General features: G+C 33.2%; 15 protein-coding genes. 7 read left to right on the forward strand and 8 right to left on the reverse strand.

The features are described 5' to 3' along the window. Window positions 1-93: 93 nt before the first annotated feature. Complete coding sequence (locus HNQ35_RS07865) at window positions 94-612, forward strand: tryptophan transporter (protein WP_146936250.1); 519 nt, start codon at window positions 94-96, stop codon at window positions 610-612. Between the two features lie 144 nt (window positions 613-756). Then, complete coding sequence (locus tag HNQ35_RS07870; RefSeq protein ID WP_146936252.1) at window positions 757-1,122, forward strand: YtxH domain-containing protein; 366 nt, start codon at window positions 757-759, stop codon at window positions 1,120-1,122. A gap of 84 nt (window positions 1,123-1,206) precedes the next feature. Here the strand turns inward: HNQ35_RS07870 and HNQ35_RS07875 are convergent, their stop codons facing one another. Continuing rightward, window positions 1,207-1,533 (reverse strand): DUF1878 family protein, encoded by a 327-nt coding sequence (locus HNQ35_RS07875; protein ID WP_146936254.1) that lies wholly within the window; start codon window positions 1,531-1,533, stop codon window positions 1,207-1,209. A 220-nt stretch (window positions 1,534-1,753) separates the two neighbouring features. Here HNQ35_RS07875 and HNQ35_RS07880 point away from each other — a divergent pair, with 220 nt between their 5' ends. Together HNQ35_RS07880 and HNQ35_RS07885 are read left to right on the forward strand one after the other, a co-directional pair. Next, complete coding sequence (locus tag HNQ35_RS07880) at window positions 1,754-1,939, forward strand: hypothetical protein (RefSeq protein WP_146936256.1); 186 nt, start codon at window positions 1,754-1,756, stop codon at window positions 1,937-1,939. A 100-nt stretch (window positions 1,940-2,039) separates the two neighbouring features. Continuing rightward, window positions 2,040-2,903, forward strand: a complete 864-nt coding sequence (locus HNQ35_RS07885) for a peptidylprolyl isomerase (RefSeq protein ID WP_146936258.1) — start codon at window positions 2,040-2,042, stop codon at window positions 2,901-2,903. Between the two features lie 26 nt (window positions 2,904-2,929). On the opposite strand, the gene HNQ35_RS07890 is transcribed toward HNQ35_RS07885, so the two are convergent. The 4 genes from HNQ35_RS07890 to HNQ35_RS07905 form a co-directional block, all read right to left on the reverse strand. Further along, the gene (locus HNQ35_RS07890; RefSeq protein WP_146936260.1) at window positions 2,930-3,121 is read right to left on the reverse strand and encodes a sporulation YhaL family protein; all 192 of its coding nucleotides are present in this window, start codon (window positions 3,119-3,121) and stop codon (window positions 2,930-2,932) included. Between the two features lie 74 nt (window positions 3,122-3,195). After that, entirely contained in the window at window positions 3,196-4,134 is a 939-nt protein-coding gene (gene yhaM, locus HNQ35_RS07895) for a 3'-5' exoribonuclease YhaM (RefSeq protein ID WP_146936262.1), read from the reverse strand. 28 nt (window positions 4,135-4,162) lie between these two features. Beyond that, window positions 4,163-7,126: an ATP-binding protein gene (locus tag HNQ35_RS07900; RefSeq protein WP_146936264.1), complete on the reverse strand. Its 2,964-nt coding sequence runs from the start codon at window positions 7,124-7,126 to the stop codon at window positions 4,163-4,165. Between the two features lie 9 nt (window positions 7,127-7,135). Then, complete coding sequence (locus HNQ35_RS07905) at window positions 7,136-8,362, reverse strand: metallophosphoesterase family protein (RefSeq protein WP_221261448.1); 1,227 nt, start codon at window positions 8,360-8,362, stop codon at window positions 7,136-7,138. Between the two features lie 139 nt (window positions 8,363-8,501). Between HNQ35_RS07905 and HNQ35_RS07910 the strand changes: the two genes are divergently transcribed. Beyond that, on the forward strand, window positions 8,502-8,687 hold the full coding sequence (locus HNQ35_RS07910; protein WP_146936268.1) for a YhzD family protein: 186 nt from the start codon (window positions 8,502-8,504) through the stop codon (window positions 8,685-8,687). Window positions 8,688-8,739: 52 nt separating this feature from the next. On the opposite strand, the gene HNQ35_RS07915 is transcribed toward HNQ35_RS07910, so the two are convergent. Then, window positions 8,740-9,081 carry a YlbF/YmcA family competence regulator gene (locus tag HNQ35_RS07915; protein WP_146936269.1) on the reverse strand — a complete coding sequence of 114 codons (342 nt, stop codon included), beginning with the start codon at window positions 9,079-9,081 and terminating at the stop codon, window positions 8,740-8,742. A gap of 175 nt (window positions 9,082-9,256) precedes the next feature. Between HNQ35_RS07915 and HNQ35_RS14420 the strand changes: the two genes are divergently transcribed. Then, complete coding sequence (locus HNQ35_RS14420) at window positions 9,257-10,144, forward strand: PucR family transcriptional regulator (RefSeq protein WP_146936271.1); 888 nt, start codon at window positions 9,257-9,259, stop codon at window positions 10,142-10,144. Between the two features lie 108 nt (window positions 10,145-10,252). Further along, complete coding sequence (locus tag HNQ35_RS07925; protein WP_146936273.1) at window positions 10,253-11,356, forward strand: oligosaccharide ABC transporter ATP-binding protein MsmX; 1,104 nt, start codon at window positions 10,253-10,255, stop codon at window positions 11,354-11,356. A 266-nt stretch (window positions 11,357-11,622) separates the two neighbouring features. Here HNQ35_RS07925 and HNQ35_RS07930 read toward each other — a convergent pair whose 3' ends face one another. Together HNQ35_RS07930 and fumC are read right to left on the reverse strand one after the other, a co-directional pair. Continuing rightward, complete coding sequence (locus tag HNQ35_RS07930) at window positions 11,623-11,829, reverse strand: alpha/beta-type small acid-soluble spore protein (protein WP_146936275.1); 207 nt, start codon at window positions 11,827-11,829, stop codon at window positions 11,623-11,625. Between the two features lie 290 nt (window positions 11,830-12,119). Then, window positions 12,120-13,508, reverse strand: a complete 1,389-nt coding sequence (gene fumC, locus HNQ35_RS07935) for a class II fumarate hydratase (RefSeq protein ID WP_146936277.1) — start codon at window positions 13,506-13,508, stop codon at window positions 12,120-12,122. Window positions 13,509-13,633: the final 125 nt, after the last annotated feature.

The following is a 13,633-nucleotide window of genomic DNA, read 5'->3' on the forward strand; positions in this document are numbered from 1 at the left end:
AGTTTGTTATACTGACCATAAGTTCCGCAACTGACAACAAGTGTACAGTTGGGAAGTTTAGAAGAGTTAGAATAGAATAGGAGAGATGAGTCAATGAAGACAAAAGATTTAGTTTTATTGTCCCTATTAGTAGGGATCGGTGCTGTATTACATACAGTGATACCGCCGATTTTATTCGGGATGAAACCCGATATGCTTTTAGCGATGATGTTCTTAGGTATTATTTTATTTCCAAAACCACATCATGTCTTGTTACTTTCTGTTGTAACGGGATTTATATCCGCTTTAACAACAGGTGCACCAGGTGGACAAATTGCTAACTTAATTGATAAACCGATTACAGCTTTTGTATTTTTAGGTTTATTTCTGTTCTTGAAGGAAAAAGGAAATATCAATATTATAATTCCTATGTTAACCGCTTTTGGCACAATCATTAGCGGTAGTATATTTTTAACGGTTACTCTATTTATTGTCAATCTAATGGAAGGTGGTTTTATCACCTTATTCGTCGGTATCGTTTTACCTGCAGCAATCGTTAACACGATTGTGATGACAATTGTTTACCCAATTGCCCAAGGGGTGTTGAAACGAATACGCCCAAAAACCATTTAACAAAACCAAGTAAACCTTTGGCTTTAATAGTCAGAGGTTTTTTTATTTAGTTAATGACAATGGACATTCCATTATTGTTCTTGGATCTCATTTTAAGTTATAATGATATGTGAGCACTTTTTCAAATGAAAGGGGTCATAAGCCATGTCAAGAACTAAATCATTACTACTCGGTGTTTTCGTTGGCGGTGTTGTTAGTGCAACAGCTACTTTATTAAGTGCGCCAGCTTCTGGAAGAGATACACGTCTAAAAATAAAAGATCAAGCTACAGAGTGGAAAGAACTGCTTGAAGGATTAAAGCGTGACGGTTTAAAATTAAAGGACCAACTCGCTAAAACATCAAAAGAAAGCTCGGCACTGATTAAAGATCTTACTCATGAAATGAAACGGTCAGTTATTGCCTGGAAAGAATCCGTTGAACCTCATCAAGAAAATATTAAAGATTATTTAGAACAAATTGAAGTCAGTTTAAAAGAACTAGAAGAAAAAGTAAAGAAAAGCAAAAAGTAATCGGACACATACCGATTACTTTTTTTGCCTTTATGAACGAGAGTGTTGTACTTATTTACCTTATGACTACTATTACAATCAATGTTAAAGATTATATCTATTTAATAAAAATATAAATTCATCCATAAGTTCTTTATAATAGCCTTCTTGTTGTAAAGCTAGAATCGTTTCATTTGGACTTAATTTTTCATTTAACATTCCAACAAAATGTATCAGTAATGATGTATAGTCTAACAACCCTTGTTCTTTTTGTTCCTTATACTCAAAATTAAGATGATCGAGCAATTGTAATAAATCTTTGTACTCTTGTTCAGATAAGTCTTTTTCAATTAATAGTTTCTTGAATGGATATTTTTTCATATCAATTAGATCCATAATAAGCTGTAGATGGAATGCCGTCTTATCCTGCATGACAACACCTCGTTTACAACAAAATCCAAACAGCTACAAATAGTATATTATATTATACCATTTTTTTGAGTCTAAGAGGGTAACAATTGACTTTTTTAGACATGATTTTTAATTTTATCAATGTTCCCCCCTGTTCAGTCGGCATTTATTTTGTTAAAGTGAATAAGAGAACATCATTATAGAGATATTGGGACTGGTCTTTGATTAGGGGGATTCATGGATGAACATCATATTTCCAATTTATAGTTTTATCGTCTTCTTCGTTTTCAATATACTGACACATAGATTTTGTGTTAAGCTTGAATTAAGTAAGCAACGTCAAGATAAAATGTTTCGATTTATGAATATGATCGTGTTAATCCTTTTAATCACATCATATATAAAAATTCAGCATGCAATCATTTAATATAATATTCAGTAAAACGATAGTATGTTTTTACTTGAAAATATGTTATATTTATTGATAGCAAGAAAATGAAGTTCATATCTAGATTAGGAGTGTTCAAATGAAGAAGTTAGCCATTGCCGCAACAATTAGTGCGGGTGTATTATTATTTTCTGGATGTAGTAATTCAGGAGATGTTATTGTAAAGTCAAAATCAGGTGACATTACAAAAGAAGAATTTTATACGGAAATGAAGGATCAAATCGGAGCTAATGTCCTACAACAAATGATGTTAGCTAAAATTCTCGAGGACAAGTTTGAGGTTGATGATAAAGAAGTTGACAAAGAAGTTAAGCAAATGAAAGATGAAATGGGAGATCAGTTTGATCTCGTCTTACAGCAACAAGGCATTAAGGACGAAGATCAATTACGGGAACAAATCCGTATTAGTATGCTCTATGAAGAAGCGATGTTCGGTGATGTCAAGATAACTGATGAAGAATTAAAAGAACAATTTGAACGAATGAAAACGGAATTAAAAGCAAGCCACATTCTTGTCGCTGATGAAAAAGAAGCAAAAGATATTAAGAAACAACTTGACGAAGGTGCCGATTTCAAAAAACTAGCTAAAGAACACTCAACAGATGGTTCAGCTGAAAATGGTGGCGATCTTGGGTGGTTCTCAACAGGAGATATGGTTCCTGAATTTGAAGATCAAGCATATAGTATGAAAAAAGGTGAAATTAGTGAACCTGTTAAATCTCAGTTCGGTTACCATATCATTTTATTAAAAGATAAGCGGAAAAAAGAAGAAGACATTGGCAACTTTGAAGACAATAAAGACATGATTGAAAACGACTTAAAAAATAAAAAAGTGGATACTGAAGCAAAACTAAAAGAGCTTCTCGAACAAGCCGAAATTGACGTTAAAGACGAACAGTTTAAAGATTTATTTAACATGGATCAACAAAATGCACAAGGTTAAATTAAAAAAGTGGGGATAGCTCCGTGCTATTCTCCCACTTTTTTTATGAAACGTTTCTTACGTTCTTCTTCGATTCTTTTCATGTACACTTGTCCTTCTTGTTCAATAAACCGTTCTTCCAATCGTTTCTCTGCAACCATAGCTCGTAATGCCATATATCCACTTAAAAATGTAAAAGCAATCAATAAAATAACCCACCAAGGTACTCCAAAAAACAATGTACACACCCCTCGTCCCTTCTTATTAATAGATATATGTCATTTATTTTTAAAAATGCCATTTATTTATATTCTCATATGTTAGGTTTATAAAATGAACGGTTATCTAAAGCAAAGAGCTTTTCAGTAAATTCTCCTGGTTCAACATATTCAAGTGCTCGATTTAATGTGTTCATTCTAGCATCAATGAGATCGATAAGATGCAGCAGTTCCGCTTCACGAATCAGTGGCGGTCTTGGACTGCCCCACTCTAATTTTCCATGATGAGATAGGACTAAATGCTGTAATACAATAATTTCTTCCCCTTCTATTTTAAGTTGTTTAGCCATTAGGCCAATTTCTTCAACCATCATTGGAATATGACCAATTAACTTTCCTTCAAGTGTATAGGATGTCGTTACAAAACCTGATAACTCTTTAACTTTAGCTAAATCATGCAAAATAATTCCCGCATAAAGCAAATCTCGATTAACATCTGGATATAATTTACACAATTCTCTTGCTAAATGTAACATATTAACAATATGATGCGCCAAGCCAGACATATATGCATGATGATTGGATACAGCCGCAGGATATGTGAGTAACTCATCTTGATATTCTTTAACAAAAGCGCGGATAATACGCTGGATATTTGGATTTTCCATTTCAAAAATAGCTTCCATTATCTTTTCATATAGGACTTCTTTTTCAACCGGTGCCTTTTCAATAAAATCACTAATTTGTACACCATCAGTCACTTGAGCGGGGCGAATGGAATAAATTCTAAGTTGAGCTTTCCCCCTAAATTGTGTGATGTCACCCGTTACATATACAATCTGTTCAGCTGTATATATCGTCTCATCCCCGGGTTTTGCATCCCACAGTTTAGCTTCAATTTCCCCTGACATATCTCGTAATATTAACGTTAAAAATGGCTTCCCATTACTTGTTACCCCTTTTGTAGCCTCTTTTATTAACATGAATCCTTTAAATTTGTGACCTACTTGTAAGGATTTAATTCCTTTCTTCATTCGTTCATTCTCTCCCTTTTAATATGCGTTATATATGTTGATAGGTATTTTCGATTGTTATAACATTCGTCTTATCCATTCTATTTAAAATATCTTTCTTACATGTAAATAAAATAATCTGTCTTTCTTTTGCTAAAGTAGCTAATATATCGAGAATTCGATTCGTCCGTTCATAATCATAATGCACAAAAGCATCATCAATGATAAATGGTAATCGCTCAGATTCATTCATAACAACACCTATTGCTAGGCGTAAAGAAACATATAACTGATCAATTGTTCCTTGCGATAGTTCTGTTACATCATATCTTAGCTGATTCTTAGATTCCACTTTAAACCCGCTATCATCTGTTGGTGCAATAATCTTAACATACTGTTCATTCGTGATATACATAAAAAAAGTGGATGCTTTGTCTAATATATGTTGTAAATAATGTTCCTTATATTGTTTCTTCGTTTCCTGTAATAACATTCTAGCAACTTTTAAAGTGGACCATTGTTTAGCTAGGGAATTAAGCTCGTCTTTTTCAAGTTGAAAACGGTGAATCCATTCTGAATAAGCATGAGAAGATACCAATTCTTTCATTTCTGTTTCCACTGTTATCATCCGCTTCCTAATATGCTCAATATCTTCTTCAATATGATTCATTTGAAGGGATTGTTCTTGCTTCTTCATACTTATCTCCTTATGAGTCGGTTTTTCTTTTACTAAGGCATCCCATTCTTCCTTTGAAAACATTGGAGAGTAACTCGCCTCTATTTGTTCAATTTTTAATAATAATTGTTGCTGTTGTTCATATTGTTTTGCCTTTCTGTAATAATCTTCCTCACTTTGGACGCAAGCTATCTGAAATAGAACTTGCTTTTCTTCTTCATAAATGTTTATCTGTGCCTTTACAGATTCTAAATGTTTCATATTATCTTCATATAGTCGCTTATAATTTTCATATTTTATTTGCTTTTTCTCATCCTCATCTAGCATCTCTTTCAATTGAGTAAAATATGATAATAATGACTTCTGTTCACCTTGAAAGACATGTAAGTCTTTCATTAACGTTGTAACAATATTTTCTATATCGTGCATCTGTTCTTTATAGTCATTTATATCCATTTTCAATTCAGATATGGCTTCATAACGTGACAATATACGCTTTAATGAATGAAAAACTGTTGGCCAATGTGCTACTTCTATATCGATTAAAAAAGGATATCTCTCTTGTTGTTTGCGAATAGAATGGTCTAATTGCTGCTCCTTAATGTTATGATCAATCATTTTTTCTTCACAAATATGATATTGCACTAATACCTGTTTTATTTCTTGTTCAATTGAGTTTAACTGTTGTCTATTTGTATCATCTTTTGCTAATTGTGATAAAATGTCTTGTTCTTCTTGTTGTGAGAGAATAGATGCAGGTAATTCATTCATAACCAGCATCCATTGCTCTACATACGCTTTTGATTTCTTCTCTATAAATAATGAGCCACCTATTAGGAGAAACCCGAATAATATTCCAACATAAGATAATGGAATATCCATTATAAATATAAAGATACTTATAACAGCAATAATAACCCCTATCATACGTGCAAATTTAGTCTTTCGCTGCAGTTGATCTACACTTGATTTCGCTTTCTTATTCGTTTTCTTATATTGCTGTTCGAAACTTTTCAAATATGTAGCTTTCTTATTATCGTCTATCGCTTGTTTCATTTGGAAACGTGACTCTTGTGAAAGTAATTCAGTTTCAATAGATTTTCGCTCTTCTTCCAGCTGTGTGAGACGTTTTTCTAGCACACGTTTTTCCCGACTAAGCTGTTCGCGTTGTACTGTTAATTCTTCATGATGTTGTTTTATCATTGACCATACTTCTTCAATATGAAATGGAAAACGGAGATTGGCTAAATCTTCTTTCGTTAAATCTAAATTTAACTGTTCGAGCTCTAGATTTAATTGGACTTGTTCTAAATCATATACTTTTACCAATTTATGCAATTCTTGTTTAATTTGTTCATATTTTGCTTCATATTGTAACACATCTTTAATTTGTATAATCAATGCTTGCTCTAATCTAGTTATCTCAATTTCAGTCATTTTTTGATGGTATACATGCATATTCTTTTCACAAATAGAATACTCGCTTAATAAAGGATTCACTTTTTCTTTTATTTGTTCTAAACGTAGAATACCATCTTCTGGAAACCCTTTAATCTCTTTTAAAGCATTTAGCTCTTTCATTGAATCAATGTATGAATAAAGATACGGAAGGACTTGTTCAATTCTTTCCAACTGTAATAAAGCTTCTTTTTTCTTAGTAAGAAGCTCTTCTAAACGATTTAATTCAGCTTGCCAACGTGAAAGTTGCTCGCTTTTTTCACGATAGCGTCTGCTTTCATCTTTTAATTGTTGTCGCTTTTTCACCATTCCTTTTATGTTAGATAGTTGTTGATTAATTTTAGGACGAGAGCCATATGGTTTAAACAACTCAGCTAAAGAATTATCTAATTTCTTTTCAATCCTGTGTATATGTGTTGATCCTGTTAGACCAATATTTAATAACACTTCACTTAATTCATCTTCTTTCATTTCCCGAATTTGTAAGAGATCAATTGCTGAAAAGGCGTAAATTGCCTGATATGTTTCACGAGTTAATCCATTTAATCGTTTCTTTAGCCATTCTTCATCGTATTGTTCTGTTTCTGTATAACAAACAGCCTTTCCATTTCGGACATGATCAAGTCGTTCAATTGTAAATTCCCCGATTTCTGAATCGATGACTGTCAATCTGCCCCCCATTTTGCTACTCGTTTTTGGTCTATAAAAAGCACGTTCTTTCGGGTATAAACCAAACAACATAAACAATATATATGCCTGAATGGTTGACTTACCAGATTCATTTGTACCGTAAACGAGAAGAAATGATGAATCTGTAAAATCAATCGTATAATCAACCCATTTACCGAAACCATATATGTAAGCTTGTTTTAATCTCATGACATCACCTCACAATGACTTGTCGTAAAACATATAAAACAAAAGTTGTTTTACTTCATCTTTTAACGCTTGCTCCTCATCTACTGTCATAGGGGTTAAATATTTCCGTGCTTCACGGTGTTCATATAAATCCTCTAGATATTCCGCGATATTGGCTTTCTCAATCATACGTTTTAATTCAGAAATAAACGGATCATGATTTCCTAATAATTGCTCTTCCTGTCTTATATCAAACGACCAGTGATGAATATACTTCCATATATCATATGTCGTCAATTGATCATTGATGAGTTCTATTAGCTCTTCAAGCATCCCGCTACTTTTCCAATTTAAAGGATGCGTACGTGTCCCTTTGAAAACAATATCGAATAACTGTGGCACTTCAGAAGTGCATTCATTCATCATTTTATGTCTTAATGTCTCTTCCAATTGTTGAATTGTTTCGACATCATCAACATCTATGTTGACTGTTTGAAACTCGATCGCTTGTAAAGGTATAAAATTCATTTGTACATTTTCAACCGACAACTCGACATAATAACAGCCTTTCTTTCCTGTTTCTTTACGATTTCTTCCTTGTATATTACCAGGATAAACAATTGGAGGATTCATTTTTAAACATTGCCTCTTATGGATATGGCCTAATGCCCAATAATCAAACGGCCTCTGAGATAAGTCATTCAGTGAAAACGGAGCATAAACATCATGTTCTGTATTTGTCTTTAAGCTCCCATGTAACATAGCTATATGAAACGGTGTGTTTGTTTGAGCAAGTTCATACTCGTTAGCCTTTACACTATGGACAGCACGTTCTTCATAACTAAATCCATAAATCGTTGCTAAATCGCGGTTATTCCTTCTATAAATAACATGACGTACGGTCTGATCAGGAAATACATAGACATTATCAGGATAATTTATCGGATGAATATTTCCTGCGATATAATCATGGTTACCGTAAGACAAGAAAACATCTATACCATGTTCTCTTAATCGTTCGAATCCTTGACGTAATTTGTATTGTGCTTTAAGACTTTGACGTTCATTATCGAATAAATCACCAACTAATAAGACGAAATCAACTTGTTTTTGTATAGCTACTTCAACAAGGCGATAAAATGCTCGAAAAGTACTTTCGCGAATATCAGGGTATACTGTCTCTGGTATTCGAGATAGCCCTTGAAATGGTGTATCTAAATGTAAATCTGCCGCATGAATAAACGAAATCTGGCTCATCACCATTTCCTCCTTATCTTTTCTATCTATTTTACCAAAATAACAATACGAATGCACGTTCGATAATCAGCCTATTTATTCAAAAAAACACTGAAATATATTATAATGGTGGTAAGCGATTTCATTAAGGGGGATCATAATGAAAACATATGTACTAACTGTTTACGAAAAAGACGGAAAAAAACTACTTGATGAGAAATTCGAGGCAAAGAATGATTTAGAAGCTAAGGAGATAGGTCAAGAAAAATTGGAAAAAGAGGACTATCATGAACAGACACATCGTCTTGTTTCACCTGATGCAAAATTACTATTATTTCATTCTTAATACAAAATAAGACTCACAAATGTGAGTCTCCAATCTAATAGAAGCCAGTTGATTAATATTCATATAAATCTTCTAATGGCCTTGTTATAATGCGACTAATATCATCGATGATTAGATTTAGTCGCTGTTCTTTTTCTATCAACTTGGAAATCATTTCGTTCTGTTGAACCTTTTCAACGATTTGTCGTGCCCTATCAATTTCTTCTTGCGATATTTCTATACCTTCCATTTGCTTTTCTTGTAAATTCATTTGTGTATCACGAAATGCCTCAAATAACTGCTTTGCCTCTTCATCGTTCATTACGTTGTGATAGCTTTCTACAAGCTCTTTAAACTCAACACTATTGCGAATTGCTTTTTCTATATCATTTGCGCTATCATACATATTAGACATTGCTCACTACACCCCTTTAGAATCTAAAAAATAATCATCTATCCTAAAATAACTATAACAAACGATTTAATCTATGTATACCATTATGACAAAATACCTAGTGATAAAATATAAAATTCCCCACACTTTGATATTAAAAACATAAAAACCTTATAGAGAAAAGAGGTTTTTCAACGTGTATAAACAATTAAAGGAGATTTTTCCATCTGTTCGCTTTTATAAAAGTGCGTTTATACCCTTAGATCATGAATATGAATGGTTTTTAGGAGAAAACGATGAATATATCGGCATCCTCAAAACTGAATTAACGGAAAAAGACCGTGTATTGCTCAAAACATTTTTAAAACCTGTTCATGGACATTTCCCACCCTTAACAAACAAAGAACAATGGTGGCAACAAATTCTTCATGACAAACAACCAAATGATGATACTTCATCTAAGCGTATTAAATTTCGTTTAATCTATTTTCAATTTCCTGAAAAACGAATGAAACCAATTCTATTTAAAGACGCCATGAAACATTTTTTTCAAAACGATATCATCATCTTATGGGAGAATAATCATTCAGGTCTACTAATTGAAGAAAGTCAACCTAATTCTAAACTTCTTAATTTTAAAGAAATTATCCATGTGTTAATGAGTGATTTATATGTGAATTTGCGATTTCTAGTCGGGCCACTACAAACAAATTATTTAGAGGCACCCTTTGTCTATAATCAAATAAAACGCTTTGCCTCTTTAGCCTTTAAGTATAACAAAGATCCGGTTATATCTTTAATAGATATATTACCTGCTATAATGATTGAGAATAGTAATAAAACCTTAATTAGAAAATTAATTCCAAATGAATTAATTCGTGCATTAAACAACCAAGAAATAAAGCGCATTATATTAACATTAATTGAATGTAATCTTAATATTTCTCACACTGCTAAACAGTTATATATGCATCGTAATAGTCTACTATATCGATTAGATAGGTTTTCTGAACAGACAGGCTTAGATATAAGATATGTCCACGATGCATGGATTGTTTACTTAAGCTTAATGATCCTCAACTAGTCATGTTGCACAATATATCTGCAATTTTTTGTGCATCATGACCATTTATTTGACTTTTATTAGACGATATAATGTATGAAACAGATTCAAAGCAGTGGAGGAGAACATATGGCTGAAATAAAACTAAATAATTTAAAAAAAGTATTCGATAAAGATGTTGTTGCCGTTAATGATTTTAATTTACATATTAAAGATAGAGAATTTATTGTATTTGTTGGTCCATCTGGATGTGGGAAATCAACAACATTACGTATGATTGCAGGTTTAGAGGACATTTCAAGCGGCGAATTGTATATTGATGGTAAATTAATGAATGATGTTGCGCCAAAAGATCGTGATATTGCTATGGTATTCCAAAACTACGCACTTTATCCACATATGAATGTATACGATAATATGGCTTTCGGACTTAAGTTACGTAAGTTCAAAAAAGATGAAATTGAGCGGCGTGTTAAAGAAGCAGCAAAAATATTAGGGCTTGAAGCTTACTTAGACCGAAAACCAAAAGCCTTATCAGGTGGACAGCGTCAACGGGTTGCTTTAGGTCGTGCGATTGTAAGAGATGCTAAAGTATTCCTTATGGATGAACCTTTATCAAATTTAGATGCAAAATTAAGAGTACAAATGCGAGCTGAAATTCAACGATTACACAATCGATTAAAAACAACCACCATTTATGTAACTCATGACCAAACAGAAGCGATGACAATGGCAACACGTCTCGTCGTTATGAAAGATGGCGTTATCCAGCAGGTCGGTGCTCCTAAAGAGGTTTATGACAATCCTGAAAATGTTTTTGTCGGTGGCTTTATCGGTTCACCTGCTATGAATTTCTTAAAAGGCACATTACATGATGGCTATTTTGCAATAGATGATGCGCAAATTAAAGTACCAGAAGGGAAAATGAAAGTGCTTCGTGAACAAGATTATGTTGACAAAGAAATAATTCTTGGTATTCGACCAGAGGATCTTCATGATGAACTAAGCTTTATGGAAGCGTCACCTCATACAAAAATAACAGCAAAAGTTGAAGTCGCTGAACTGATGGGATCAGAAACATATTTATACTTGTCTTTTTACAACCAAGAAATTATAGCTCGTATTGATTCAAGGACAGACGTGACAAATGGTGAATCAGTTGAATTGGCACTAGATATGAATAAAGCACATTTCTTTGATTCAGAAACAGAAAAGCGCATTTATGCTTCATAATCAAGAAACTGACTTACTTTGCATTAAATCTGTCAATAATAGAAATCTGTGTTCTTGGTATGAGTTATTTGACTCGCTTTAAACAAGAACTTTAACAGTGATGCAATAAGAAGATATACCATACATAAGAAAAAGCGCATGAAATCAAACTTACAAATCTTGATTTCATGCACTTTTTTAGTTTTTATTGGGTTATGTCTTTTATAACCCAATCTCTTGTTTTAATGTTAAAAAAGGAATAACCTTCCTATGAAGCCATTATTATTTTATTGTGAGATATTTCCACCACCTAATTGTTGCTGGGCAGTCTGAACTAAGCGTTTAGTAATCTCTCCACCAACAGATCCGTTAGCACGAGATGTTGTATCCGCTCCTAAATTCACACCGAATTCCTGGGCAATCTCATATTTCATTTGATCTAATGCTTGTTGAACACCAGGAACTAGCAATTGGTTTGAATTGTTATTAGCCATTGATATCACCTCCTGTATTCAATATTGTCCACAGTTCAAAAAATCTTATCACTGATAAACGCTGGAAATTTGCACATGAATTACCTAAATAAAAAAGCGTTTATGCAATATAATAAACTCCCTATCATATGAAGTGGTCGGCAACAGTCGTGAAACCGTATTAAAACTACAATTAACATATATCTATTGCTGCAAAATAAAATCCACCCCTAAAAAGGAGTGGATAATAGCGATACAGCATCCGAACACTGTTTTCTATTACGGACTCATTCGTAACGGTCCCAAATCATTTATTCTTTCGGATGAGTCATATTTTTTGGGACTACATATTCATCAAATTGTTCCTCAGTTAATAAGCCTAATTCAACAGCTGTTTCTTTTAATGTTGCATTATTTTCATATGCTGTTTTAGCAATTTTAGCAGCATTTTCGTAACCGATATATGGATTTAATGCGGTTACAAGCATTAATGATTCATTTAAGTTCTTCTCAATATTCTCTTCATTTGGCTCGATACCACGTACACAACGCTCATCAAATGAACGCATACTATCCGCTAATAATTGACATGACTGCAAGAAATTATAAGCCATTACGGGTTTAAATACGTTTAGTTCAAAATTACCTTGACTTGCTGCAAAGCCTATTGTCGCATCATTTCCCATTACTTGAGCAACAACCATCGTGACGGCCTCAGATTGAGTCGGATTTACTTTACCCGGCATAATTGAACTTCCTGGTTCATTTGAAGGAATCGTAATTTCACCAATACCACAGCGTGGACCACTTGCAAGCCATCTCACATCATTAGCAATTTTCATTAAATCTGCAGCTAACGCTTTTAATGCACCATGAGCATAGACTAACTCATCATAACTCGTTAAAGAATGAAATTTATTTGGTGCAGAAATGAATGTTTTTCCTGTTTCTTTACTAATTGCTTCACAAACAAGCTTAGAAAAGTCAGGATGAGCATTTAGTCCAGTACCAACAGCTGTTCCACCAATAGCAAGCTCTTTTAAATGTTCAGCACTTTCTTTAATCATCATGTATGACTTTTCTAACATACGATGCCAACCACTTATTTCTTGCCCTAATGTTAGAGGTGTTGCATCTTGTAAATGTGTACGTCCAATTTTAACAATGTCGTTGAAAGCTTCCATTTTTTCTTTAACAGTTGCTTTTATTTGTTCTAATGCTGGTAAAACCGTATCTTCTAATTTTAATACAGCTGATACATGTAATGCTGTTGGATATGTATCATTTGAACTTTGCGATTTATTAACATCATCATTGGGATGTAAGACTAAATCACTTCCTTGCTCTTTCAACCATTTATTACCAACATGTGCCAGAACCTCATTAACGTTCATATTAGATTGTGTACCACTTCCTGTTTGCCACACAACTAATGGAAAATGTTCATCTAATTTACCTTCCAACACTAAGTCAGCAGCATATGCAATCGCTTCTGCTTTCTTCTTTTCGAGAAGACCTAGTTTACTATTTGCTTTAGCTGTACTTTTTTTCAAAATAGCAAAAGCACGAATAATTTCTTTTGGCATTTTTTCATTTCCAATCGGGAAGTTTTGTTTACTGCGTTGTGTTTGTGCCCCCCAATATTTATCCGCTGGGACTTTTACTTCACCTAATGTATCATGTTCGATTCGAAAATCCATCTCTAGTTCCTCCTTTGATAAGCTATACCATACACCATATATTGTACCAAATTTCTCATTAATGTCATTTGATAGTGCTAGTTTGTTACAAAACAAGTAATTTTCATTAGAAAGCTCATGTCACG

Source organism: Cerasibacillus quisquiliarum (assembly GCF_014202495.1).
GTDB lineage: Bacteria > Bacillota > Bacilli > Bacillales > Amphibacillaceae > Cerasibacillus > Cerasibacillus quisquiliarum.

Excerpts from the sequence above, each read along its gene's own strand:
- HNQ35_RS07865 (WP_146936250.1), top strand. The coding sequence starts at position 94 with ATGAAGACAAAAGATTTAGTTTTATTGTCCCTATTAGTAGGGATCGGT.
- HNQ35_RS07870 (WP_146936252.1), top strand. The coding sequence starts at position 757 with ATGTCAAGAACTAAATCATTACTACTCGGTGTTTTCGTTGGCGGTGTT.
- HNQ35_RS07875 (WP_146936254.1), bottom strand. The coding sequence starts at position 1,533 with ATGCAGGATAAGACGGCATTCCATCTACAGCTTATTATGGATCTAATT.
- HNQ35_RS07880 (WP_146936256.1), top strand. The coding sequence starts at position 1,754 with ATGAACATCATATTTCCAATTTATAGTTTTATCGTCTTCTTCGTTTTC.
- HNQ35_RS07885 (WP_146936258.1), top strand. The coding sequence starts at position 2,040 with ATGAAGAAGTTAGCCATTGCCGCAACAATTAGTGCGGGTGTATTATTA.
- yhaM (WP_146936262.1), bottom strand. The coding sequence starts at position 4,134 with ATGAAGAAAGGAATTAAATCCTTACAAGTAGGTCACAAATTTAAAGGA.
- HNQ35_RS07900 (WP_146936264.1), bottom strand. The coding sequence starts at position 7,126 with ATGAGATTAAAACAAGCTTACATATATGGTTTCGGTAAATGGGTTGAT.
- HNQ35_RS07905 (WP_221261448.1), bottom strand. The coding sequence starts at position 8,362 with ATGAGCCAGATTTCGTTTATTCATGCGGCAGATTTACATTTAGATACA.
- HNQ35_RS07910 (WP_146936268.1), top strand. The coding sequence starts at position 8,502 with ATGAAAACATATGTACTAACTGTTTACGAAAAAGACGGAAAAAAACTA.
- HNQ35_RS07915 (WP_146936269.1), bottom strand. The coding sequence starts at position 9,081 with ATGTCTAATATGTATGATAGCGCAAATGATATAGAAAAAGCAATTCGC.
- HNQ35_RS07925 (WP_146936273.1), top strand. The coding sequence starts at position 10,253 with ATGGCTGAAATAAAACTAAATAATTTAAAAAAAGTATTCGATAAAGAT.
- HNQ35_RS07930 (WP_146936275.1), bottom strand. The coding sequence starts at position 11,829 with ATGGCTAATAACAATTCAAACCAATTGCTAGTTCCTGGTGTTCAACAA.
- fumC (WP_146936277.1), bottom strand. The coding sequence starts at position 13,508 with ATGGATTTTCGAATCGAACATGATACATTAGGTGAAGTAAAAGTCCCA.